The organism is Enterobacter sp. HG048, assembly GCF_024702055.1.
GTDB lineage: Bacteria > Pseudomonadota > Gammaproteobacteria > Enterobacterales > Enterobacteriaceae > Enterobacter > Enterobacter dykesii.
Window position 1 is genome coordinate 210785 of the sequence record NZ_JANLIZ010000002.1, and the last position, 21826, is coordinate 232610.

The following is a 21826-nucleotide window of genomic DNA, read 5'->3' on the forward strand; positions in this document are numbered from 1 at the left end:
TGAGCGCGAACGCCACCCGGCTACGGGCTTACAGCCCTTTCTTATCCATCCACACCGCCAGATCCACCAGGCGGTTAGAGAAGCCCCACTCGTTGTCATACCACGCCAGGATCTTCACCATGTTCCCGCCAATCACCAGCGTGGAAAGCCCGTCGATAATTGAGGAGCGTGGGTCGCCCTGGTAATCGCTGGAGACCAGCGGTTCATCGCTGTATCCGAGAATGCCTTTCAGCGGCCCGCTGGCGGCCGCGTTGCGGAACGCGTCATTCACCTCTTCGGCGGTTACGTTACGGCTCAGCGTTACCGTTAAATCCACAATCGACACCACCGGCACCGGCACGCGCAGGGAGTACCCGGTCAGCTTGCCGTCAAGGGAGGGGATCACTTTCCCCAGCGCTTTTGCCGCGCCGCTTGAGTAAGGCACAATCGACAGCGCCGCCGCGCGCGCGCCGCGCAGATCTTTCTCCGGTTGGTCATGCAGCGCCTGGCTGTTGGTGTAGGCATGCGTGGTATTCATCAGGCCATGCTCAATCCCGAACTGCTGATGCAGCACCTGAGCGGCCGGCGCCAGACCGTTTGTGGTGCAACTCCCGTTGCTCACCACCGCGTGTCGGGCGGGATCGTACTGGTCATGGTTGACCCCCATCACAATCGTCAGGTCGTCGTTCTTCCCGGGAGCGGAAATGATGACGCGCTTAGCGCCGCCGTGGGTAATATGCACCGCCGCTTTTTCCCGCTCGGTAAAGAAGCCGGTGGCCTCAATCACCACGTCTACCCCGGCATCACGCCACGGGATATTCGCCGGATCGCGTTCGCTAAATACGGCGATTCGCTGCCCGTCGACCTGCAGCGCGCCGTCTGCCGCTTCCACCGGGGCGGGAAGTTTGCCCAGAAGGGAATCATGTTTCAGCAGGTGGGCGAGGGTTTTACTGTCCGTCAGATCGTTAATGGCCACAATCTGCAGATCCGGGTTGCCCAGCGCCGCGCGCAGGAAATTACGTCCGATACGGCCGAAACCGTTAATACCGACCTTAACCATGGTGCACTCCTTATCTCTGTTGTCTGGAGTCACTGTAGGCGTCGGGCCGGTTGGCGTAAACGACAAAAAAGGATCAGATTACGCCATCTTGCGGCAGTGGAAGCGCTGGCGGTACTCGCCGGGGGTGAGGTGAAGCTGTTTCTCAAAGATGCGGCGCAGGTTAATGCTGGTGCCAAACCCGCTTTGTTCGGCAACGCGCTCAAGGGAGTCATGGGTCTGCTCAAGCAACTGGCGGGCCGCGGCCAGACGTGCTTCGGTCACGTAACGGGCCGGAGAGACGCCCGCGTCGCGGGTAAACACGCGGGTGAAATTACGCGGGCTCATTGCCGCTTTCTCGGCCAGATTTTCCACGCACAGGTCGGCGGTGAGGTTCTGCAGGATCCAGGCTTGCAGTTCGCTTATCGGGCCCGATGCACCGGGCGGCTGCAGGCTGTAACGGCTGAACTGCAGCTGGCCGCCGGGACGGCGCAGATACATCACCATATCCTGCGCCACGTCGCGGGCGAGGGTAAATCCGTAGTCGTCCTCCACCAGCGCCAGGGTCAGATCGAACCCGGAGCTCACGCCGCCGGAGGTCCATATGGGGCCATCCTGAATGTACAGCGGGCCGCCTTCGACCTGGATTGACGGATACTGGGCTTGCATCGTCTCCAGCAGCCGCCAGTGGGTGGTGGCGCGACGACCGTCCAGCAGGCCGGTCTGGGCCAGCAGCATCGCGCCGCCGCAGATAGAGGCTACCCGCCGGGCATGCGGCGCAGCGAGATGCAGCCAGTCCACCACCGCCGTGCTCTCCTGCTCGTTCATGCCGCGTCCGGTGATGATAATGGTGTCCAGCGGTTCGCGCGGATCCAGCTCCGGCAGACGATAGTCCGCCAGCAAATTCAGGCCGGACTGGCCGTGGATCACCTGGTGAGGCTGCGTGGTGGCGATGATAATCCGGTAGCGCGGCTGCGCAAGCCCTTCCGGATGCAGCCGGTTGGCCTGCATCAGTATATCGGCGATACCGGCGGCTTCAAACAGCATGCCGCCGTCGGGAACAATAATCAGAATCTTTTTCATGTCCTGAAAAGTACATTTATTACAGAATAAGTCAAGAAACGCATGACCCCCACGTTTCTGGCAAAGCAAAGCGATTTAAGTTCTTTGTTATTTCAGGCGTTATCCCCGATCGTCAGAGAATTATCTCTGGCGAAACGGCGTCTGAAGGAATGAGTCAAAGAAGCTCCCTCTATTTACATCCGCAACAACGCGAACAAATCCGCCACCTTGCATCGGGTTTTTTATGGCGAAGCGAACTGCCTACCTGGCTGGTAATGTTCACGATTTATGCGGGCTGGTTTGCCACGCTGGCGTTCTGGCAAACGCTCGGCCTGCTGCCCGCCACGCTGCTGCTCATCTGGTTTACCGCCTGGTACATGTCGCTGCAGCATGAGCTGATCCACGGGCACCCCACGCGTTTCGCCTGGCTTAACCAGCTGTTCGGCACGCTCCCGCTGGCGGTCTGGTATCCGTACGGCCTGTACCGGGATTCCCATCTGGCCCATCATCGGCACCATAGCCTGACCCATCCGGTGGATGACCCGGAGTCGTACTATTTTACCGAGGCGAGCTGGGCGCGCTTTTCCCCCTGGCAGAAGCGCCTGATCCGGGCCCGAAATACCTTTGCCGGGCGGCTTCTGCTGGCGCCGCTGCTGGATATCCTGCAGACGCTGGGCAGCGCCTCGACGGCGTTTCGTCATCTTCATCTGCGGGCGATGACGATGTGGCTGGTTCACATCACGCTGCTTGCGACTCTCTTCGCCTGGATGACGCACGTCGGTTTTTCACCCGTCTGGTTCGTTCTGGCCGTCAGCTATCCGGCGCTGGCGATGACCAAGGTGCGATCGTTTTTCGAACATCGCGCGGCGGACGATCCGCTGGCGCGCTCCGTCATTAACGAGGCCGGGTTATTCTGGCGGGTACTGTTTTTGAATCTCAACTACCATTCAGTACATCACGATCTGCCGGGCATTCCCTGGTACGGGCTGAAGGCCATCTACCAGCAAAACCGGGAGGCGTACCGGGAGCGAAACCACGGTTTTCTCGTCAGGGGCTATGGTGAATGGCTGCGTCAGTTCTGGGCCAGGCCCGTCGACGTCACCGTTCATCCCGCAAGACAACAGGGGGAAGGGTATGAGTAACCTGCTGGCGTTTCCCATGTATGCCGTGGATCGCGCCGATACCCGCGCGCTATGGCTGGCGGTAAAGGGGCTGCTGGCTGCGCGCGGTGTTTCCGTCGATCGCGACCCCGGCTGGCCGGAGTCTGACCTGCTGAGCCACTGGCAACAGACTGCGCTTATCCTCAGCCAGACCTGCGGTTATCCGCTGGTCACGCAGCTCCCGGACGTGCAGGTGGTCGGCTGTTTTCACTACGCGGCACCGGGCTGCGAAGGGATCCAGTACCGCAGCTTTCTGGCGGTGCGCGAGGAGGATCGGCACCTCACGCTGGCGGATTTTCGCGGACGCCGGGCGGTCTGTAATTCCCCGGATTCCCAGTCCGGCTACAATGCGCTGCGAAAAATAGTGGCTCCCCTGGCGAGCGGCAGTCCCTTTTTCGCGCAAACGTCCTTCAGCGGCAGCCATCGCCAGTCGCTGACTGATGTGAAACGCGGGGCGGGGGATATTGCGGCCATCGACTGCGTGACCTGGGCACTGCTGCAGCGCCATGAGCCGGAACGGCTTGCGGGGCTGGCGGTCATTGACCGCACACCGCTGACGCCCGGACTGCCGCTGATCACCTCGCATAACACCTCCCCTGAAACGCTTAACGCCATTCGCGATGCGCTTCACGAGCTGGTGGATGCGCCGGAATACCGGGAGGTGCGCGACGCGGTGCTGATCGGCGGTTTTAGCGAGGTGACGCGTCAGGCCTACGCTTCATTGTTGGCGTGATAAATCGCCTGCGCGTCGGTAAAACAGCGCAGCGCCAGCGAGGAGACGGGCTTCTGCCTGCGCATAATCAGGCCGACGGGAGCCTCAATGTTCGCATCGGCGATGGGGACAATCCTGAAATTACCGTTCAGTACCTCCAGCCCGTTGTTCAGCGGCATGACGGCGCAGCACACGCCGCTCTGAACCGCCTGGATGATCTGAAACGTCGAGTCGCTCTCGAAAACGGACGTCGGTTCGATGCCTGCAGACTTAAAGCTGGCCTCCATATGCGCCCGGTAGTGCATCCCTTTGGTCAGGAACCCCAGCGGAAAATCCGTCAGGTCGTGCCAGGTCAGCGTTGCCTGGCTGAGCTGAAAATGGCGGACGTCGTGCAGCAGGCCCATCTTCGTTTTTGGCAGCTGGATAATGTCAAACAGGCTGGTGTCGATGCTGTTGAGGTAGCAAATTCCCAGCTCAAGCTGGTTGCGGCTGACGCCGTCGGCAATCTGCGCTGAGGACATGGAATAGAGGCTGTAGGTCAGCTCCGGGTATTTTTGCGTCAGCAGACGAATAAAGATCATCGGATCCACGCTCGCCAGCGGCACCATTCCCAGACGTAATTCGCCTACCACCTGGCCTTTACACAGCGCGGCTTCCGCCTGTAGCCCGTCATGCGCGGCCAGCAGGGCGCGGGCCCACGCGAGGATGCGTTCACCCTCCGGCGTAAACCCTTCAAAGCGCTGCCCGCGCACAATCAGCACCAGCCCCAGCTCCTCTTCCAGGCTGCGGATGCGCATGGAGAGGGTCGGCTGGGTGACGTTGCACTGCGAGGCCGCTTTACCAAAGTGGCGGGTCTCGTCGAGTGCGATTAAATATTTTAACTGTTTAATATCCATCATTCTCTCTGCGCGGACAGCCTTACAGCATGCGGATCTCTTTCGAGCGCAGGGTGATGCGAACCGGAACGGATTTATACGACGGCGTACCGCTGTCCTTATCCAGATAATCCAGCGGCACCAGCACGTTGGCCTCCGGGTAATAGGCGCCGACGGTGCCCGGCGCGATGTTGTACGCCACCACGGTAATGTCCTTCAGACGCTGGACGCTGCCGGGGAGGGCGGTTTCGATATCGACGCGGTCGCCGTGCTCCAGGCCTGACTGCGCCATATCGTCTTCGTTCATAAACAGCACGTCGCGGCGGCCAAACACGCCGCGGTAGCGATCGTCCAGAGCGTAAATGGTGGTGTTGTACTGATCGTGGCTGCGCAGCGTGATAAGGCGCAGAACGTGCTCACCTTCGCCGCTGGCGTTCTCGTGAACGCCGTCGAACACCGAGAACATCGCTTTTCCCGTCGCCGTTGGCCAGATACGCTGCGTTGGCGGCAGCGGCATGCGGAAGCCGCCGGGAACGCGGATCCGCGCGTTGTAGTTCTCAAACCCCGGAATGGTCCGCTCGATCAGATCGCGGATCCGATCGTAATCCTCAACCAGCGTCAGCCAGTCCACGCGGGTTTCCGGCAGCGTGGCTTTCGCCATGCCGGCGACGATAGCCGGTTCCGAGAGGAGTAACGGCGAGGCGGGCTTCAGCTTACCGGACGAGGCATGCACCATCGACATGGAGTCTTCGACGGTAATGGACTGACGACCGGTGGCCTGGAGATCCAGCTCGGTGCGGCCGAGGCACGGAAAGATAAAGGTCTCTTTGCCCACCAGCAGATGGGTACGGTTGAGCTTGGTCCCGACGTGCACGCTCAAATCCAGGTTACCCATCGCCGGAAAACCCCGCTCGTGATCGGGCATCGCCACCGCAAAATTACCCCCAAGGCAGATGAGCGCCTTCGCGTGGCCGTCGATCATCGCCTGCGTGGCCTGCACCGCATCGTGTCCGTGGTGAGACGGCGGCTCAAAGCCTAAAACGTCCTTCAGACGGTTCAGGAAGGCCGGGGTAGGCTTCTCGCTGATCCCGACGGTGCGGTTCCCCTGAACGTTAGAGTGGCCGCGCAGGGGGCAGATACCCGCGCCGGGCTTGCCGATATTCCCGCGCAGCAGCAGCAGGTCGGCGATCAGGCGAACGTTTGCCGTACCTTTATTGTGCTGGGTAATCCCCATCCCGTAGGTAATGATGGTGGCATTTGATTTCGCATAGGCGTCGGCCACCTTTTTGAGCGCCGCCTGGCTCAGGCCCGACTCGCGCTCGATCTCGTCCCAGCGGGTTTGCGCGATATCGGCGGCGAAGTCCTCAATGCCCTGGGTGTGTTCGGCAATAAATGCGTGATCCAGCACGTCACCGCGTTCGGCCTCCATTTCCAGTAGATGTTTGGCTATGCCTTTCAGCGCGGCGGCATCGCCCCCGGCCTTCACCTGGAAATAGGTCGAAGCGATATCCGTGGAGCCGTAGGTCGCCATTTCAATCACGCTTTGCGGATCGGCAAAGCGTTCGAGGGCGCGCTCGCGCAGCGGGTTAAAGACGATAATCGGCACGTTGCGACGGGCCAGCTCGTGGAGGGTCCCCATCATACGCGGATGGTTGGTGCCGGGGTTGTGGCCGATGGAGATCACCAGCTCGGTATTGTCGAAGTCGTCCAGCGAGACGGTGCCTTTCCCGATGCCAATCGAACGCGGCAAACCGACGCTGGTGGCCTCGTGGCACATATTCGAGCAGTCGGGGAAGTTATTGGTGCCGTATTCGCGAGCGAAGAGCTGGAACAGATACGCCGCTTCGTTAGAGGCGCGTCCGGAGGTATAGAACTCGACCTGGTCCGGTTCGAGCCCGCGCAGTACTTCGCCGATGCGTTCAAACGCCTCTTCCCAGGCGACGGGCCGGAAGGTATCGCTCGCCCGGTCATAGCGCAGGGGATGCGTCAGTCGACCGTAGCCTTCCAGCTCAAAGTCCGATTTTGCCAGCAGCGAGGAGACGCTGTTTTCGGCCAGAAACGCGGGGGTAACGCGTTTGCTGGTGGCTTCCCAGGTCACCGCTTTGGCACCGTTCTCGCAGAACTGGAAGGTCGACTTGTGTTCTTTATCCGGCCACGCGCAGCCCGGGCAGTCAAAACCGTCAGGCTGGTTGGTGCGCAGCAGCGTGGCGGGAGCATCAAGGGTATCCATTTGGGTACGTACCGCGATGGCCGTCGCTTTTAACGCGCCCCAGCCTCCGGCAGGACCGTCATAGTGTCTGATACCCGGCACCGAGCGTCTTTTCTTATTCATACCCACTCCTGATTTGTTCGGTCACACAACGTCTGAACCCCATAAAAGCGCTGCAAAGGACAATAAGCGAAAGCAATGACGACCGGATGGCTACGCGCATACGGTGCGGAAAAATGCCTTATCTTAAATTCTTTTTATTACAGTTATTTATCGGTTCTGATGTTTAAATATTTAAAGAAATTATAACGATTTTTTATCATTTTAATAATAAATCTTATCTATCGCCCGGTAGGCAAGATAGATGGGGCGAGCAGGAGAGGATGTAGCAGCAATAAAATTTCGAATGAAGGCTGTGGGCGGCAGCAATAAACACGGTTCGCAGCTGGCGGGCTATTGCGAGCATTTTTGGCTGCGATAATGTCAGGATGGTTAACGCAGGCTTAATGATTAATGGATATAATTTATGCCTGACAGGGTAATTATCACAACGCGAAATATAAAGTTATTTTGAGGCGTAAAATTAACGTCGTGCAACATAAGTGAAATAGCCACATTCACGTTGTCGGGTGCATTCAATATTAAAGATACCCTGTTAGTGCAACAAATAATTCATCTTTCATATATTCTGCTGACCTCACCAATACGCGAATTCTACTAATTATGGTAGTGGCGATAATAGCAGTATTGCGTTAATAAAAGTGGTTCTCTTTTGTTCTTTTTCTTTATAATACAATAATTTGCGTTGTAATGTGGTGGAAAAATAACAGCATGTAGGTCGTATCGGCTTTTTTCATAGGATTAATCCTATAATTTTCCGACTGCTTCATTTACCAACAGTTACGTAGCGGTAAATATTGAATTGAGGCGAAGCTCATGTAAACTTGTTTACCGTTTGTCAAAATATGTCAGGAAGATACTGGGCCTTATTCTGAAGGGCTCGTGCGGTAGCTATGCCCTTAAAATAGTAACGCCCCGAAAATATCCTGGCTATTTTAACAATAGCACTTAAGTCAAACTTCACTCCCTTATCTTCATCATCAAAATATCGCTACGGAAAAGCATATGAAAATGCGCGTACTGTTTTCACTTCTGTTTGTAATGGCGGTGGCGGGCTGTAAAGCGCCGCAGAAACCTGTGATCAACGACGATACGATCGAGACCAGCCAGGTCAACGGCGTAACCTTAACCCACCGTCACGCTGTCACGCCGCCGGCGGAGTTCAACCCGGTCAACGAACCGTATCGCGCCATGTATCCGGCCTCCCTGATGAGCCGTCCTGACTTCGGCGGCAAAGTTATCCGTAATCTCGAGACCGGAAAAACCTACGTGGTGCTGGGGCAGGTTGAACACTACTGGATGGCGCTTGCCGATGAAGGTAACGATCAGCTGATTGGTTACGTCCCGATGCGCGCCGTGATCAAGGCCGACCTGTACGACGCCGCCGTGCGTAAACAGGCTATTCGTCCGAAGGCGCGTAAAAAAGCGACCTGTGTCGACGTCGACGGCAACAGCAAAGCCTGCAAAGACAGCGCTAACGGTACCTGGATCCTGAACTAAACGGCTTGCATGAGCGCATTTTTATGAATAATAAAAATTTTCATAAGCTGTGGTTATTCTTTTACGCGGTGATTTTTGCCCTGGTCAGTGGCTGTACGTCGTCTTCACACAGCGACCCCTCCCGCTACAATCTGCAGTTTCAGGCTCATCCACAAATCAATGAATCTGCGCCGCTTAAGGTCCGGGTGTTGTTGCTGAAATCCGATGCGGATTTCATGTCCAGCGACTTCTACTCCCTGCAGAACAACGCGTCAGCCACGCTTGGCGCGAATCTGCTGAACAGCGACGTGTTCTTCCTGATGCCGGGACAGCTGTCCAAAACCCTCAGCGGACAAAGCTCTCCGGAGGCCCGCTACATCGGCGTGATGGCGGAGTATCAGGTGCTGGATGGCAAAAAATGGCGCGTTTCACTCCCTCTGCCCGTGCCTGGCGAAAATCATATCTACCAGTTCTGGAAATGGTCCGCGGATGAACTTCAGGCCAACGTTTTTCTCGACGTGAACGGCATTCGGGTCATCAGCCAGTAACGCGCTTCAACACAGGAAACACATCATCATGACGAAAGCAGAAAAGGTCGTCTGGACCGAAGGCATGTTCCTGCGTCCACACCATTTTCAGCGGACTGAAAGCTATCTGCTCAACCATGTTCGTGAATGGGGCGCGCTGCAGCGGTCGTATCTCTGGGGCTTTCTTGACGTTGAACTGGATGAAGCGATGCTGCGTCAGGGATGCGTTGCCCTGAGCTACTGCAGTGGCCTGCTGCCGGACGGCACCTTTTTCCAGGTCCGTAACGGGCGCAACGGTCCTGTACCGCTGAAAATTCCGGACAATCTCACCAACGAAAAGGTGGTGCTCGCGCTGCCGGTTCGTCGTGGCGAGAGAGAAGAGGTGATTTTTAGCGAAGAGCCGGCCTCGCTGGCGCGCTTCATCGCTTTCGAGCAAGAGGTGGAAGACGACAACGCCATGTCGGTGGGGGATGCCACCGTCCAGTTTGGCCGTCTGCGTCTGACCCTGATGCTGGAAAAAGACCTCACGGCGGAATGGACCGCCATCGGCGTGGCGTTTGTGACGGAGAAACGTAACGACAACCACGTGCGGCTCGATAACAGCTACATCCCGCCGATGCTCAACGCCAACAACAGCCCGCAGATCTACAGCATGATCAACGATCTGCACGGCCTGCTGGTGCAGCGCAGCCAGCAGATTGGCGGTCGTTTACGCCAGCCCGGCCGCTTTAACACCTCCGAACTGATTGAGTTCACGCTGCTGTCGCTGGTTAACCGTCATCTGGGCGAGGTTTCTCATTTAAAAACCCTCCCGCTGCTGCATCCGGAAACGCTCTGGCGCAGCTGGCTGCCGTTTGCGACCGAGCTCGCCACCTGGACGTCCCAGCGTACCGCCGAAAGCGTGCTGCCGATTTACGATCATGACGATCTGGCTAACTGCTTCAGCAAGCTGATGCTGATGCTGCGTCAGGGGCTGTCGCTGGTGATGGAAGACCACGCGATTCAGCTGCCGCTTAACGAACGCTCCCACGGCCTGAACATCGCCACGGTGCCTGAAACCAGCATGGTGCGCGAGTTCGGCTTCGTGCTGGCGGTAAAAGCCAATGTGCCAGGCGAACACCTGCAAACACATTTCCCGGCGCAGATGAAGGTTGCGCCGGTCTCGAAAATCCGCGATCTGGTTCAGCTTCAGCTGCCGGGCATTATGCTGCGCGCCATGCCGGTCGCGCCGCCGCAGATCCCGTGGCATGCCGGCTACAGCTACTTTGAACTGGAGAAGGGCAGCGAGCTGTGGCACGAGATGGATAAGTCCGGCGCATTCGCCCTGCACCTTGCAGGGGAGTTCCCGGGGCTGGATATGGAGTTTTGGGCCATCCGTAGCCCGACAGAATAATAAAGCGAGCGCTTAATATGCAGGAACGACAGGACACCGGCAGCGATGCCGCGTTTACCGGGGCCAGTAGCAACAATCAGCTGGTGGCGGCCGCCAATCCGCTGCTCAATGCGATTCCGCAGATCCGTCATTCGGTCTCCCATGACGATCAGGTGGCGCTGCGCCAGCGCCTGATCGATGAAATTCGCCGTTTCGAAGTCCGCTGCCAGCAGGCGGGGCTGCCCTACGAAGTGATCGTCGGGGCACGCTACTGCCTGTGTACGGCGCTCGATGAGGCTGCCGCGCTTACCCCCTGGGGCAGCAGCGGCGTCTGGTCAAGCAATGGTCTGCTGGTGACGTTCCATAACGAAACCTGGGGCGGCGAGAAGTTCTTCCAGCTGCTGGCGCGCCTGTCGCAGAACCCGCGCGAGCATATCCTGCTGCTGGAGATGATCAACTACTGCCTGCTGCTGGGCTTCGAAGGACGCTATCGGGTGCTGGATAATGGCCGCACCCAGCTTGAAACCATCAAGCAGCGGCTGTGGCAGATGATCCGCGGCGTGCGCGGCAGCTATCCGCCGCCGCTTTCTCCCCATCCGGAAGATCGTCCGGTGCTGCGCAAGCTCTGGCGGCCGATGGTTCCCCTGTGGGCCTGCGTGGCGCTGGCCGGGTTTATCGCCTGTCTGTTTTATATCGTGCTTAACTGGCGCCTTGGCGATAACACCAACCCGGTGCTGGCGAAGATTTACCAGTCCCAGCTGCCGGAAACCACTATTCAGCAGCCGGCCCGTCAGCTTCCGGCGGTGCTGAACCTGCGCGGCTTCCTGAAGCCTGAAATCGAGGCTGGCCTGGTCGCGGTGAAGGACGAAGCGGATCGCAGCGTCGTGATCCTGAAGGGCGACGGGCTGTTTGCCTCTGCCTCAACCGTTGTGCGTGACCGCTATGAACCGGTCATCAACCGTATTGCGCAGGCGATGAATAACGTCAGCGGCAAAATTCTGGTGGTGGGCTACAGCGACAACGTGCCGATCCGTAGCGCGCGCTTTGCTTCTAACTATGAACTCTCTCTGGAACGCGCCCGCTCGGTACAGAAAATGCTGCAGGGAAGCCTCTCTCAGCCTGGCCGCGTGAAAGCGGAAGGGCGGGGCGAGATTAACCCGGTGGCGCCGAACACGACGCCTGAAAATCGCGCCCGTAACCGCCGTGTGGAAATTACTCTGCTGGTGTCGCCTGAAAACACTCAGGCTGAGCTGAACGGATTGCCGCAAGGAAACTAAGGATGCTGACTACACTTCTTTCCATTTTAACCAACCGCATTCTGTGGAGCTTCCTCGGCGTAACGGCGCTTGCGGCGGTGATCTGGATGATTGGTCCCCTGTTGTCCATCGTGGACACCCGACCGCTTGAGTCTGAACAGAACCGTATTATCAGCATTGCCGTGGTCTATCTGCTCTGGGCACAGGGCCACATTCTGCCGCGCCTGTACAATGCCTGGCTGAACCGCAAGCTGATGGACAAGCTCAAAGAGAATACCGCCAGCCCGGAAGCGGCGGATCCGCAGAAGCGACTGAACAGCGAGGAGCAGATCCTCGCCAGCCGCTTTGATGAAGCCGCGCAGATGCTTAAAAAAGCTCACTTCAGCAAAGCGGGCCAGGGCGCCCAGTGGACGCAGCGCTTCAGCACGCAATATCTCTATCAGCTGCCGTGGTACGTCATTATCGGCGCGCCGGGCTCCGGTAAAACCACGGCGCTGGTTAACTCCGGGCTGCAGTTCCCGCTGGCCGATCGCTTCGGTAAGACCGCGCTGCGGGGCATTGGCGGCACGCGTAACTGCGACTGGTGGTTTACCAATGAGGCGGTGCTGCTGGACACGGCGGGCCGCTATACCACCCAGGAGAGCGAGCAGGTGCAGGACGCCGGCGAATGGCTGGAGTTCATCAACCTGCTGCGTAAGTATCGCCGCCGCCAGCCGATCAACGGCGTCATCATCACCATCAGCATTTCTGACCTGCTCACCCAGTCCGCCGAGGCGTCCCGCCAGCAGGCGGTGAACCTGCGCCAGCGTCTGTCCGAGCTGCATGAACAGCTGGGTATTCGCTTCCCGGTCTACGTGATGGTGACCAAGGCCGACCTGCTTAAAGGCTTCCGCGCCTGGTTTGCCGACTACGACAAAGCGCAGCGCGACCAGATCTGGGGCTTTACCCTGCCGTGGGAGCAAACCAAACACGCCGATTACGACCTGATGGGCAACTTCCAGCAGGAGTTTTCTCTGCTGCAGCAGCGCCTCGATGCCGGGCTGCCGGAAACCATGCTGAAAGAGCACGACGCGAAAACCCGCGCCGAAGCGTATCTCTTCCCACAGGAGTTCGCCGCGCTACGTCCGCTGCTGGCGGATTACCTGAGCACGGTCTTCGCCCGCTCCAACTTTGAAACCGAGTTCTCTCCGCGCGGGATCTACTTCGCCAGCGGGACGCAGGAAGGCATGCCGTTCGACCGCGTGATGGGCGAACTGAACCGCGCGCTGTCGCTGCCGGAAGGGGGTGAGGCGGATAACTGGGATTCGGTCAGCAAAGAAGCGCCGATCCCGGGGGCAAAAGGTCAGAGTTTCTTCATTAAGAACCTGCTGCAAAACGTCATTTTCCAGGAAGCCGGGATCGCGGGCGAAAACCGCTGGTGGGAGCTGCGCAACCGGGCGGTGATCTGGTCCGGCTACGCGGCGCTGCTGGCCCTGCTGGTCATCCTCGGTGGTTTGTGGCTGACCAGCTATGCCAAAAATAAGGCCTATCTGGAAGAGGTAGATGCGAAGGTGCCGCTGCTGGACCAGCAGAGCAAAGCGCTGCAGAACCAGACCCAGCGTGACCTGTTCGATCTGCTGCCGCTGCTGAACGGTCTGGTGGACCTGCCGAAAAGCGACGCGTTTGATGTGAACGATCCGCCCGTATCCCGCCGTATGGGGCTCTACCGCGGAGATGATGTCAGCGACGCCTCCCAGTCGCTGTACCAGAAAGCGCTGGATCAGATGCTGTTGCCTGCCGTCGCCATGCACATCACCACCTGGCTTCGCAACGACAACGGCAGCGATGTGGAATACAGCTATGAAGCGCTGAAAGCCTATCAGATGCTGTATCAGCCGAAGCACTACGATGGCAAATTCCTGCATTCGTGGGTGATGCTCAACCTGCAGCGAAATCTGCCGCAGAACGTCACGAAGGCGCAACTACAGCAGCTTGAATGGCACCTGACGCAGCTGCTGGAACCGAAAATTCAGGCCTCGCCGTACGCGCAGGATGAATCTCTGGTGGCCCGCGAAAGAGCGATGATCGGCCAGCAGCCGCTCTCCACGCGCGTCTATGGCCGCCTCAAACGCCTGCTGGAACATGATGAGAACCTGAAGCCGGTCTCCCTTTCCGACCTGGGCGGACCGCAGAGCGAGCTGGTGTTTTCACGCAAAAGCGGCAAGCCGGTAAGCGAAGGCGTACCGGGTCTGTATACGCCGGACGGTTACTGGAAAAGCTTTAACGGCCAGATTGACAGCGTAACCACCGCCCTGCACGAGGACGACGCCTGGGTGCTGGGGGCCGCGACGGCGCAGGAAGATAAACAGCAGATCGATAACGCCGTGCGCCAGCTCTACATGCGCGACTTTATCGCTAACTGGGATCGCTTCCTCGCCGACATTCAGCTCAATAACAGCGCCGATCTCTCCCAGCGCATCAACACCGCGCGCCTGCTCTCCGGCGCAAACTCGCCGCTGCGCCGTCTGGTGCAGAACCTGAGCCAGGTCCTGACGCTGTCACGCAATGCGCCAGCGCCGGAAGATGCGGATAAAGCGCAGGCGCAGAGCAACCGCGCCACCCGCACGCTGGAAGCGCTGTTCAGCAACAATGACGCTGCGCCGACCCAGGCCGCCGTGGTCACCCAGGCGCCGGAACAGCTGGTCACCGACCACTACGCGCCGATGATTGAGCTGGCGCAGCCGCTGGAGAAGGGCGGGAAGACCATCGTGTTTGATGATTTTCTCAAGCAGGTGGATGAGCTTTATCGCTACCTGACCGCCGTCCAGGACGCGGCCAACAGCGGCATGCCGGCACCGGGCGGAGAGGCGATCAGCCGCCTGCAGGCCAGCGCCGGTCGCCTGCCGGGCGGGCTGCAAACCATGTTCAGCAATATGGCGGTGGGCGCCAGCAGCGATACCCAGCGCCGCGACCTCGAAAACGTGCGGAAGCGGATTAACGTTGAGGTGGGCGGATTCTGCCGTCAGGCAATCGCCGGCCGTTACCCGCTGGTGCGCAGCGCCAGCACCGAGGTTACGCCTGACGATCTCGCGCGCATGTTTGCGCCGGGAACCGGGCTGATGGACGCTTTCTTCCGCGACAATCTGACCAATAAAGTGGATACCACGCAGGCAAACTGGCGCTTTATGCCGGGCATCGACGGGAAAACGCTGCCGGGAAGCGAAGGGCTGCTGAGACCGTTCCAGCAGGCCCAGTCGATTCGCGACGCCTTCTTTGCTAATGGCGCCACGACGCCGTCCTTCAAGGTGACGGTTCGCACCGTGCGAATGGATAACACCATTCTGAACCTGACGCTGGACGTTGACGGCCAGCTGCTGCGCTACAGCCACGGTCCGCAGGCCGTACAGATCATGAACTGGCCGGGGCCGGGCGGCACCAACCAGGTACGCATGCAGCTGGGGCTGGCGAACGGCAGCACGGCGACGCTGGTCACCAACGGCGCCTGGGCGCTCAACCGCTTCTTCGATAAAGCGAGCACCAGCCCGGGCGCGGGTAGCCTGAGCCGTCAGGCCACCTTCAGCGTCGACGGACATCAGGTCACGCTGGAGTTTGCGCCAAACAGCATTCGTAACCCGTTCCAGCTTCCCCGTTTCTCATGCCCATAACCGCAAGGACAGCCGTATGACGAATACCCCTGCGATGAACCGCTACAGCTGGTATGGCAAATTACCCAGCGCCGGAGATTTTTTGCAGCGTCGCTTTCCTGACACTTTACAGCGCCAGTGGTCACACTGGTTCCAGGTCGGTCTGCTGGCCTGGCAGCAGGAAGAGCAGCGCAGCGGCGAGCGCCAGTTTCACAAAGCGCCAGTCTGGAATTTTGTGGTACCGCCCATGCTGGGCAGCCAGATGATCCAGATGGGCTGTCTGCTGCCCGGCCGCGACAGCGTTGGCCGCCAGTACCCGGTTTGCCTTCAGCTGAGCTTCGCCCCGTCAGAGTGGTCGACCAGCCTGCTCAGCCAGGCCGAAAGCTGGTACCAGCAGATTGGGCGCCTGGGGCTGCACGCGGTGCGCAACAGTTTTTCCGCCTCGCAGCTGGATGAGATGCTGATGACTATCCCGGCACCGCAGCCCGTCGAGCCGCAAAAGCGATCCGACATCCTTGATGTGATTGGTTATGACGAGGACGGCCAGAGCACGCTGGGCTGGCCTCAGGCGGCCGAGTGTTTTGATCCGCTGCGTCAGACCAGCTACTGGTGGACCAACCGCTGCGACGGCTACCCGCTGTACACCCACGTGCACAGCGGTAACTTTACCGGGCAGCTTTTCACCCTGCTGTTCGACCCGGCAGGGGGCGCCCGTCCGGGGCGTCACGGTCTCTATCCGCCCATGTTTGAATAAGCAGGGATCTCATGAATATCGAAGAATTTCTCGCGCCAATCAGTCCCGAAAAACCCTGCGGCGAAAACCTGGAGTACGACGCCGACTTCCAGGCGATGAATCAGGCAAGTCTTGGGAAGGCGGAACAGCAGTTTGGCGACACCATTATCCCGGCAGAGCCCGCTGACTGGAACACGGTGGAAAAATACGCCACCAGCCTGCTGACCCGCACCAAAGATCTTCGCGTACTGCTGGCGTTAACCCATGCCTGGACGCGCCGCCGCGGGCTGGCGGGCTACGCGGACGGATTATTGCTGGTGCAGGAGGCGATCGCCCGTTACTGGGAGACGCTCTATCCGCTGCTGGAAGAGTATGGCGAAACCGATCCGTTCTATCGCATTAATGCCCTGGCGGGGCTGAGCGATAAATCAGACCTCACCGTCGCCGTGCGAAACGCCTCGCTTCTGCGTTCAAACGGCGATGAAATTTCGCTCCGGGATGCTCAGGCCCTGCTGGACGGCAGCAAGACGGAATGCCCGGACTATCCCGGCGGTCGTCCACGGCTGATTGACGAGCTGGCCCGCGGCGACCAGCCGGGAACCGAAGCGGTTATCGTCATTAACGAACGTCTGCTGGCGATTCGCGAGCTGCTCACCGGGCATCTCGGTGAAAGCGGCGTGCCCGAGATGGAGCAGCTGCTGAAAACAGTCGGACTGGTCGCCAGCGCGTGTCAGGTAACCGACATCAGCAAGCTGCTGCCGAACCGTGAGGCGCAGGCTGAACCACAGGCCGAGCAGCAGTCGGCGGCAGCGCAGCCCGCTCAGCCGGTCACCGACTGGCGCAGCGTGCAGGTCACCAGCCGCGCCGACGCGCAGCTGATGCTGGAAAAAGCGAAGCAGTATTTTGCGCAGTACGAACCGAGCCACCCCGCACCGCTGATGATTGAACGGGTGCAGCGGCTGTCAGAACTTAACTTTATGGACATTATTCGCGACCTGGCGCCAGACGGCGTTAACCAACTGGAAAACATCTTTGGGCGCCGCGAATAGCGCGTCCAGGCATTATGACGTCAGGCATGGAGCCTGTCGTTTTACCTTCACCGCGCATCTTTGATGGAGAACATCATGGCAATGAGTAACAGTGGGCAGAAATTCATCGCACGTAACCGTGCCCCCCGCGTGCAGATCGAGTACGACGTAGAGATCTACGGTGCAGAACGTAAAATTCAGCTGCCGTTTGTGATGGGCGTCATGGCCGATCTGGTCGGCAAACCGGTGGAAAATCTGCCGGCCGTCGACGAGCGTAAATTCCTCGAAATCGACATCGACAACTTTGACGAACGCATGAAGGCGCTGAAGCCGCGCGTGGCGTTCCAGGTGGATAACACCCTGACCGGCGAAGGTAAGCTCAACGTGGATCTGACCTTTGACAGCATGGACGACTTCCTGCCGGATGCGGTGGCCCGCAAGGTCGAGCCGCTGAACAAGCTGCTGGAAGCGCGTACCCAGCTCTCCAACCTGCTGACCTATATGGACGGCAAAAACGGTGCGGAAGAGCTGATCGCTAAAATTCTGCAGGATCCGACGCTGCTCAAATCCCTGAGCCAGTTGCCGAAAAATGACGAAAGCGCGAAAGGTAGCGAGGAATAATCGATGAGCAACCAGACTCAACAACACGAGCAGCAGGCGGGTCAGGCGTTCAGCCAGGATGAATTCAGCGCGCTGCTGAACAAAGAGTTCCGCCCGAAAACCGATCAGGCCCGTTCAGCCGTAGAAAGCGCGGTCAAAACGCTGGCGCAGCAGGCGCTGGAAAATACCGTCACCTTCTCGAACGACACCTACCGCACCATTCAGAACCTGATCGCCGGTATCGACGAGCAGCTGTCGCAGCAGGTGAATCAGATCATTCACCACGACGAGTTTCAGAAGCTGGAGAGCGCCTGGCGCGGTCTGAGCTATCTGGTGAACAACACTGAAACTGACGAGATGCTGAAGATTCGCTTTATGAGCATCTCCAAGCAGGAGCTGGGCCGCACCCTGAAGCGCTTCAAGGGCGTGGGCTGGGACCAGAGCCCGATCTTCAAGAAAATCTACGAGCAGGAGTACGGTCAGTTCGGCGGCGAGCCGTTTGGCTGCATCGTGGGCGACTACTACTTCGACCACAGCCCGCAGGACGTTGAGCTACTGGGCGAAATGGCGCGCATCGGCTCGGCGGCGCACTGTCCGTTTATCACCGGTACCGCACCGGGCGTGATGCAGATGGAGTCCTGGCAGGAGCTGGCTAACCCGCGCGACCTGACCAAGATCTTCCAGAACACCGAATACGCCGCCTGGCGTTCGCTGCGTGAATCCGAAGATGCCCGCTATCTGGGCCTGGTGATGCCGCGCTTCCTGTCGCGCCTGCCGTACGGCATTCGCACCAACCCGGTCGACAGCTTTGACTTTGAGGAGCAGACCGACGGCGCGAACCACAACAGCTACTCCTGGGCGAACGCCGCGTACGCGATGGCCGCCAACATCAACCGCTCCTTCAAAGAGTACGGCTGGTGCACCTCAATTCGCGGCGTGGAGTCCGGCGGGGCGGTGGAAAACCTGCCGTGCCACACCTTCCCGAGCGATGACGGCGGCGTGGACATGAAGTGTCCGACCGAGATCGCCATCAGCGATCGTCGTGAAGCCGAGCTGGCGAAAAACGGATTTATGCCGCTGGTTCACCGCAAAAACTCCGACTTTGCCGCCTTCATCGGCGCGCAGTCGCTGCAGAAACCGGCCGAGTACCACGACCCGGATGCCACCGCCAACGCGCGTCTGGCCTCTCGTCTGCCGTACCTGTTCGCCTGCTGCCGCTTTGCGCACTACCTGAAGTGCATCGTGCGCGACAAAATCGGCTCCTTCCGCGAGCGCGAAGAGATGGAGCGCTGGCTGAACGACTGGGTCATGAACTACGTCGACGGTGACCCGGCGAACTCCTCTCAGGAGACCAAGTCCCGTAAACCGCTGGCCGCAGCGGAAGTGCAGGTGCAGGAGATTGAAGACAACCCGGGCTACTACGCCGCGAAGTTCTTCCTGCGTCCTCACTACCAGCTGGAAGGTCTGACCGTTTCCCTGCGTCTGGTTTCTAAACTGCCGTCTCTGAAGACGAAAGACGCGTGATGAAGACACGGACGCCCCCTCTCCCCTGAGGGAGAGGGTGGGGGTGAGGGGGAAAATACCGCTGCGGTGGTTATTCAGTTTTCCTCAAACATCACTGTCCGTAAGAATTCAAAAATTAATCCCCGGTAATGCCGGGCTTATTCGATTCCAGAATAACGCCCGGTAGTAAAGGCTTCACATTCTTTCCGTTCATTCAGGGGGAATGTAAGACTGTCAAATGACACGGGTCATTTGATATGAGGCAGAGGTAAAATATGGACGGTTTTATTCAGCCCCATGCTTTCCTGTTTGCCATATAAGTGCTTTTTCGAAAGCAATATTGTTCATCCACGAAGAGTAGATATTATGGCTATTGATATGTTTCTGAAGGTCGAGGGTGTTACGGGCGAATCTAAAGATTCTAACCACACCGGCTGGACTGATATTACCTCCTTCTCCTGGGGTGCTTCCCAGCCAGGTAATATGAGCGTTGGCGGTGGCGGCGGTGCCGGTAAAGTTAACTTTAACGACCTGCACGTTAACGCGCTGATCGACAAATCCACCACCGCTATCCTGAAACACTGCGCCAGCGGTAAACACCTGACCAAAGTTGAGCTGTCCGTCTGTAAAGCCGGCGGCCAGCAGGTGGAATACTCCCGCATCACGCTGGAAGATGTGCTGGTCACCTCTGTTCAGTACACCGGTGCAGACAACGGCGATACCGTTGGTGTGACCTATGCATTCCAGGCTGCGAAAGTGAAACAGCAGTACTGGGAGCAGACCACGTCTGGTGGTAAAGGTGCTGAAAGCAGCGCTGGCTGGAACATCAAAGAAAACAAAGAAGCGTAACTGCGTATGTGACCGGGGAGTTTTCCCCGGTCATTATGATTAATTCATTTGTTCGATATGCGGCTCGCTTTATTCTCAGTGTAAATTCTAGAGGCGAATTATCGCTAGCCAGAATAGAATAGGAGCGTTTTCAAATGTTGATGTTTTTAAGAAAGTGTCAACCTTTGGATACTAATTCAACTCCGTTTTTATTTAAATGTGTATGCTTATTTGTGAGCGTTTTTGTAAAAATCAAAGGGAATGAATATGGCTAGTCAGTCATTAGTTAATCCGGGATATTGTATTGTTCAGCAGCCCGGAACCCTGGATTTCCAGGCAAGGCTTTTATTCAACGATCCAAATAGTGATGCTGCACGTTATTTCATGCAGGTTAATAGTGATGCGCAGTGGTCAAAACCTGGGCAGATGTTGATTCTTGATCCGCCGGGAAGTAATAATTCTGTGCAGCTTATGCAATTACAGCTCGCTAAAAAGAAAGTCAACGGTGCTCTGGCCGATCTTAACTCTGGTGAAGCGAATTTCTTTAATCAACATTTTAGTACCATAGCTGCAGTCACTAATTTTATGGATAAGTCCCTTGGTGTCGTTGCTGATGCAGGTGAAAAATATTTTAGTGAAATAGAAAAAAAACTTAAATCCATTGAATTGGCTTACCAGAATCAGTACAGAGCACAAGGGACATTGATAAGCCAACAGTTTTTTGTTGAGCGTCAGCGCCTCTTTTCTGAGTTGGATGGTTTATTAAACAAATTGTCCCGACTGACCTTAAAGATGAAACCCTATAACGAATTGAAGCATGCATTAGGCTTGTCAAGCAGATCCATTGTACATGAATGGAGTACAGCCGGGGTCGCCTCTATTCGTGGTTATTCAACTTATATCGATAATGCCTCTAAGGCCGCTCGTTTTCTTAAAGCGGGAGGGTGGCTTGCAATAGGTTTTGCAGGTGCAAATACCACTAATGAAGTTTACAATGCCTGCACCGTAGGACGAGAGCAGAGTTGCTCTAAAGTCGCTGTGAAAAAATACAGCAGCTTTGGTGCAAGCCTGGCAGGGGGTATTTACGGTGGTAAATACGGAGCAATGGCAGGTGCTGGTGTCTGCGTTGCGCTTGGTGTTGCGACGGGGGGCGTAGGACTGCTCGCCTGCTCCATTGTTGGGGCTGCTGCTGGTGGATACGTTGGTGGCGAGATAGCGGGCGGAGCGACTGAGTATATGATGGATAAAATATGGTGAATATAGAGAATTTATCATTATTTCTTATCGTGGTTTTATTGCTGGTTGTTGTAATTATGGATCTGTTCAGTTCTCGTTATTTCAAAAAACACGAGGCTGATTATAATCAGTTACTTTCAGACTATCGGCGCAAGGGATATGATCTGGATCTTGTAACCAACTATGCTTCTTTTTTTGGTTCGCTGGCCAATTATCAAAAAATAATCTGGTTTGTCCGCCTTTATAAAGGCGTTGAAATGAAATTCACGCGTGAAAGGCTTGTTCAGGAAGATGCTTATAAATATGTACAGTCGTTACCTGAAGAAAGAATTGGTTGGATGCTAAAATTACATCGCCGTTATAAGTTACAGGCGTTAATATTCACTCTATGGCTCATTGTTGGATTTTATTTTATTACCTTCATTAAATAGTTTTTGATATTCAATTTCTCAAACGCCGCCGTTCTCGCCCCGAGAGCGGCAGCGTTT

18 protein-coding genes are annotated in these 21826 nt (G+C 57.5%); 14 read left to right on the forward strand and 4 right to left on the reverse strand.

Annotation, left to right across the window (positions count from 1 at the left end; genetic code table 11):
* Positions 1–28: 28 nt before the first annotated feature.
* Both gap and NUX24_RS04345 read right to left on the reverse strand, forming a co-directional pair.
* The gene (gene gap, locus NUX24_RS04340) at positions 29–1039 is read right to left on the reverse strand and encodes a type I glyceraldehyde-3-phosphate dehydrogenase (RefSeq protein ID WP_126330083.1); all 1011 of its coding nucleotides are present in this window, start codon (positions 1037–1039) and stop codon (positions 29–31) included.
* A gap of 78 nt (positions 1040–1117) precedes the next feature.
* Entirely contained in the window at positions 1118–2098 is a 981-nt protein-coding gene (locus tag NUX24_RS04345) for a GlxA family transcriptional regulator (protein WP_257830082.1), read from the reverse strand.
* Positions 2099–2247: 149 nt separating this feature from the next.
* On the opposite strand from NUX24_RS04345, the gene NUX24_RS04350 reads away from it, so the two are divergent.
* Positions 2248–3219, forward strand: a complete 972-nt coding sequence (locus NUX24_RS04350) for a fatty acid desaturase (RefSeq protein WP_257830083.1) — start codon at positions 2248–2250, stop codon at positions 3217–3219.
* A complete protein-coding gene (locus NUX24_RS04355) occupies positions 3212–3970 on the forward strand; it encodes a phosphate/phosphite/phosphonate ABC transporter substrate-binding protein (protein WP_257830084.1) in 759 nt (252 codons plus the stop codon). Before NUX24_RS04350 ends, NUX24_RS04355 begins: the two co-directional genes overlap by 8 nt.
* Here the strand turns inward: NUX24_RS04355 and NUX24_RS04360 are convergent.
* Together NUX24_RS04360 and NUX24_RS04365 are read right to left on the reverse strand one after the other, a co-directional pair.
* Positions 3949–4845 (reverse strand): LysR family transcriptional regulator, encoded by an 897-nt coding sequence (locus NUX24_RS04360; RefSeq protein WP_257830176.1) that lies wholly within the window; start codon positions 4843–4845, stop codon positions 3949–3951. The two genes, NUX24_RS04355 and NUX24_RS04360, sit on opposite strands and share 22 nt — an antisense overlap.
* Positions 4846–4867: 22 nt before the next feature.
* Entirely contained in the window at positions 4868–7156 is a 2289-nt protein-coding gene (locus tag NUX24_RS04365; RefSeq protein ID WP_257830085.1) for an FdhF/YdeP family oxidoreductase, read from the reverse strand.
* A gap of 1002 nt (positions 7157–8158) precedes the next feature.
* Between NUX24_RS04365 and NUX24_RS04370 the strand changes: the two genes are divergently transcribed.
* The 12 genes from NUX24_RS04370 to NUX24_RS04425 all read left to right on the forward strand — a co-directional run bounded on the left by NUX24_RS04370 (position 8159) and on the right by NUX24_RS04425 (position 21769).
* Positions 8159–8653 (forward strand): hypothetical protein, encoded by a 495-nt coding sequence (locus tag NUX24_RS04370; protein WP_032658425.1) that lies wholly within the window; start codon positions 8159–8161, stop codon positions 8651–8653.
* Between the two features lie 23 nt (positions 8654–8676).
* On the forward strand, positions 8677–9180 hold the full coding sequence (gene tssJ, locus NUX24_RS04375; protein ID WP_047652274.1) for a type VI secretion system lipoprotein TssJ: 504 nt from the start codon (positions 8677–8679) through the stop codon (positions 9178–9180).
* A 28-nt stretch (positions 9181–9208) separates the two neighbouring features.
* Entirely contained in the window at positions 9209–10552 is a 1344-nt protein-coding gene (gene tssK, locus NUX24_RS04380; protein WP_214576421.1) for a type VI secretion system baseplate subunit TssK, read from the forward strand.
* Between the two features lie 17 nt (positions 10553–10569).
* Entirely contained in the window at positions 10570–11808 is a 1239-nt protein-coding gene (locus NUX24_RS04385; RefSeq protein ID WP_033145801.1) for a DotU family type VI secretion system protein, read from the forward strand.
* 2 nt (positions 11809–11810) lie between these two features.
* The gene (gene tssM / locus NUX24_RS04390) at positions 11811–15431 is read left to right on the forward strand and encodes a type VI secretion system membrane subunit TssM (RefSeq protein ID WP_257830086.1); all 3621 of its coding nucleotides are present in this window, start codon (positions 11811–11813) and stop codon (positions 15429–15431) included.
* 16 nt (positions 15432–15447) lie between these two features.
* Positions 15448–16164 carry a type VI secretion system-associated protein TagF gene (gene tagF, locus NUX24_RS04395; protein ID WP_023312158.1) on the forward strand — a complete coding sequence of 239 codons (717 nt, stop codon included), beginning with the start codon at positions 15448–15450 and terminating at the stop codon, positions 16162–16164.
* Positions 16165–16175: 11 nt separating this feature from the next.
* Positions 16176–17192: a type VI secretion system protein TssA gene (gene tssA, locus NUX24_RS04400; RefSeq protein WP_047652272.1), complete on the forward strand. Its 1017-nt coding sequence runs from the start codon at positions 16176–16178 to the stop codon at positions 17190–17192.
* Between the two features lie 75 nt (positions 17193–17267).
* A complete protein-coding gene (gene tssB / locus NUX24_RS04405; RefSeq protein WP_008502644.1) occupies positions 17268–17792 on the forward strand; it encodes a type VI secretion system contractile sheath small subunit in 525 nt (174 codons plus the stop codon).
* A 3-nt stretch (positions 17793–17795) separates the two neighbouring features.
* A complete protein-coding gene (gene tssC, locus NUX24_RS04410; protein ID WP_023336028.1) occupies positions 17796–19295 on the forward strand; it encodes a type VI secretion system contractile sheath large subunit in 1500 nt (499 codons plus the stop codon).
* 345 nt (positions 19296–19640) lie between these two features.
* Entirely contained in the window at positions 19641–20123 is a 483-nt protein-coding gene (locus tag NUX24_RS04415; protein WP_008502640.1) for a type VI secretion system tube protein Hcp, read from the forward strand.
* 246 nt (positions 20124–20369) lie between these two features.
* Positions 20370–21359 carry a hypothetical protein gene (locus tag NUX24_RS04420; protein WP_047652270.1) on the forward strand — a complete coding sequence of 330 codons (990 nt, stop codon included), beginning with the start codon at positions 20370–20372 and terminating at the stop codon, positions 21357–21359.
* Positions 21353–21769 (forward strand): hypothetical protein, encoded by a 417-nt coding sequence (locus NUX24_RS04425; RefSeq protein ID WP_257830087.1) that lies wholly within the window; start codon positions 21353–21355, stop codon positions 21767–21769. The genes NUX24_RS04420 and NUX24_RS04425 overlap by 7 nt, the downstream gene beginning before the upstream one ends.
* Positions 21770–21826: the final 57 nt, after the last annotated feature.

Bases quoted from the DNA above. Each gene is read 5' to 3' on its own strand.
- tssA (WP_047652272.1), top strand. From the start codon at position 16,176: ATGAATATCGAAGAATTTCTCGCGCCAATCAGTCCCGAAAAACCCTGC.
- tagF (WP_023312158.1), top strand. From the start codon at position 15,448: ATGACGAATACCCCTGCGATGAACCGCTACAGCTGGTATGGCAAATTA.
- NUX24_RS04415 (WP_008502640.1), top strand. From the start codon at position 19,641: ATGGCTATTGATATGTTTCTGAAGGTCGAGGGTGTTACGGGCGAATCT.
- tssB (WP_008502644.1), top strand. From the start codon at position 17,268: ATGGCAATGAGTAACAGTGGGCAGAAATTCATCGCACGTAACCGTGCC.
- tssJ (WP_047652274.1), top strand. From the start codon at position 8,677: ATGAATAATAAAAATTTTCATAAGCTGTGGTTATTCTTTTACGCGGTG.
- NUX24_RS04385 (WP_033145801.1), top strand. From the start codon at position 10,570: ATGCAGGAACGACAGGACACCGGCAGCGATGCCGCGTTTACCGGGGCC.
- NUX24_RS04425 (WP_257830087.1), top strand. From the start codon at position 21,353: ATGGTGAATATAGAGAATTTATCATTATTTCTTATCGTGGTTTTATTG.
- gap (WP_126330083.1), bottom strand. From the start codon at position 1,039: ATGGTTAAGGTCGGTATTAACGGTTTCGGCCGTATCGGACGTAATTTC.
- tssC (WP_023336028.1), top strand. From the start codon at position 17,796: ATGAGCAACCAGACTCAACAACACGAGCAGCAGGCGGGTCAGGCGTTC.
- NUX24_RS04365 (WP_257830085.1), bottom strand. From the start codon at position 7,156: ATGAATAAGAAAAGACGCTCGGTGCCGGGTATCAGACACTATGACGGT.
- tssM (WP_257830086.1), top strand. From the start codon at position 11,811: ATGCTGACTACACTTCTTTCCATTTTAACCAACCGCATTCTGTGGAGC.
- tssK (WP_214576421.1), top strand. From the start codon at position 9,209: ATGACGAAAGCAGAAAAGGTCGTCTGGACCGAAGGCATGTTCCTGCGT.
- NUX24_RS04360 (WP_257830176.1), bottom strand. From the start codon at position 4,845: ATGGATATTAAACAGTTAAAATATTTAATCGCACTCGACGAGACCCGC.
- NUX24_RS04355 (WP_257830084.1), top strand. From the start codon at position 3,212: ATGAGTAACCTGCTGGCGTTTCCCATGTATGCCGTGGATCGCGCCGAT.
- NUX24_RS04345 (WP_257830082.1), bottom strand. From the start codon at position 2,098: ATGAAAAAGATTCTGATTATTGTTCCCGACGGCGGCATGCTGTTTGAA.
- NUX24_RS04420 (WP_047652270.1), top strand. From the start codon at position 20,370: ATGGCTAGTCAGTCATTAGTTAATCCGGGATATTGTATTGTTCAGCAG.
- NUX24_RS04370 (WP_032658425.1), top strand. From the start codon at position 8,159: ATGAAAATGCGCGTACTGTTTTCACTTCTGTTTGTAATGGCGGTGGCG.
- NUX24_RS04350 (WP_257830083.1), top strand. From the start codon at position 2,248: ATGAGTCAAAGAAGCTCCCTCTATTTACATCCGCAACAACGCGAACAA.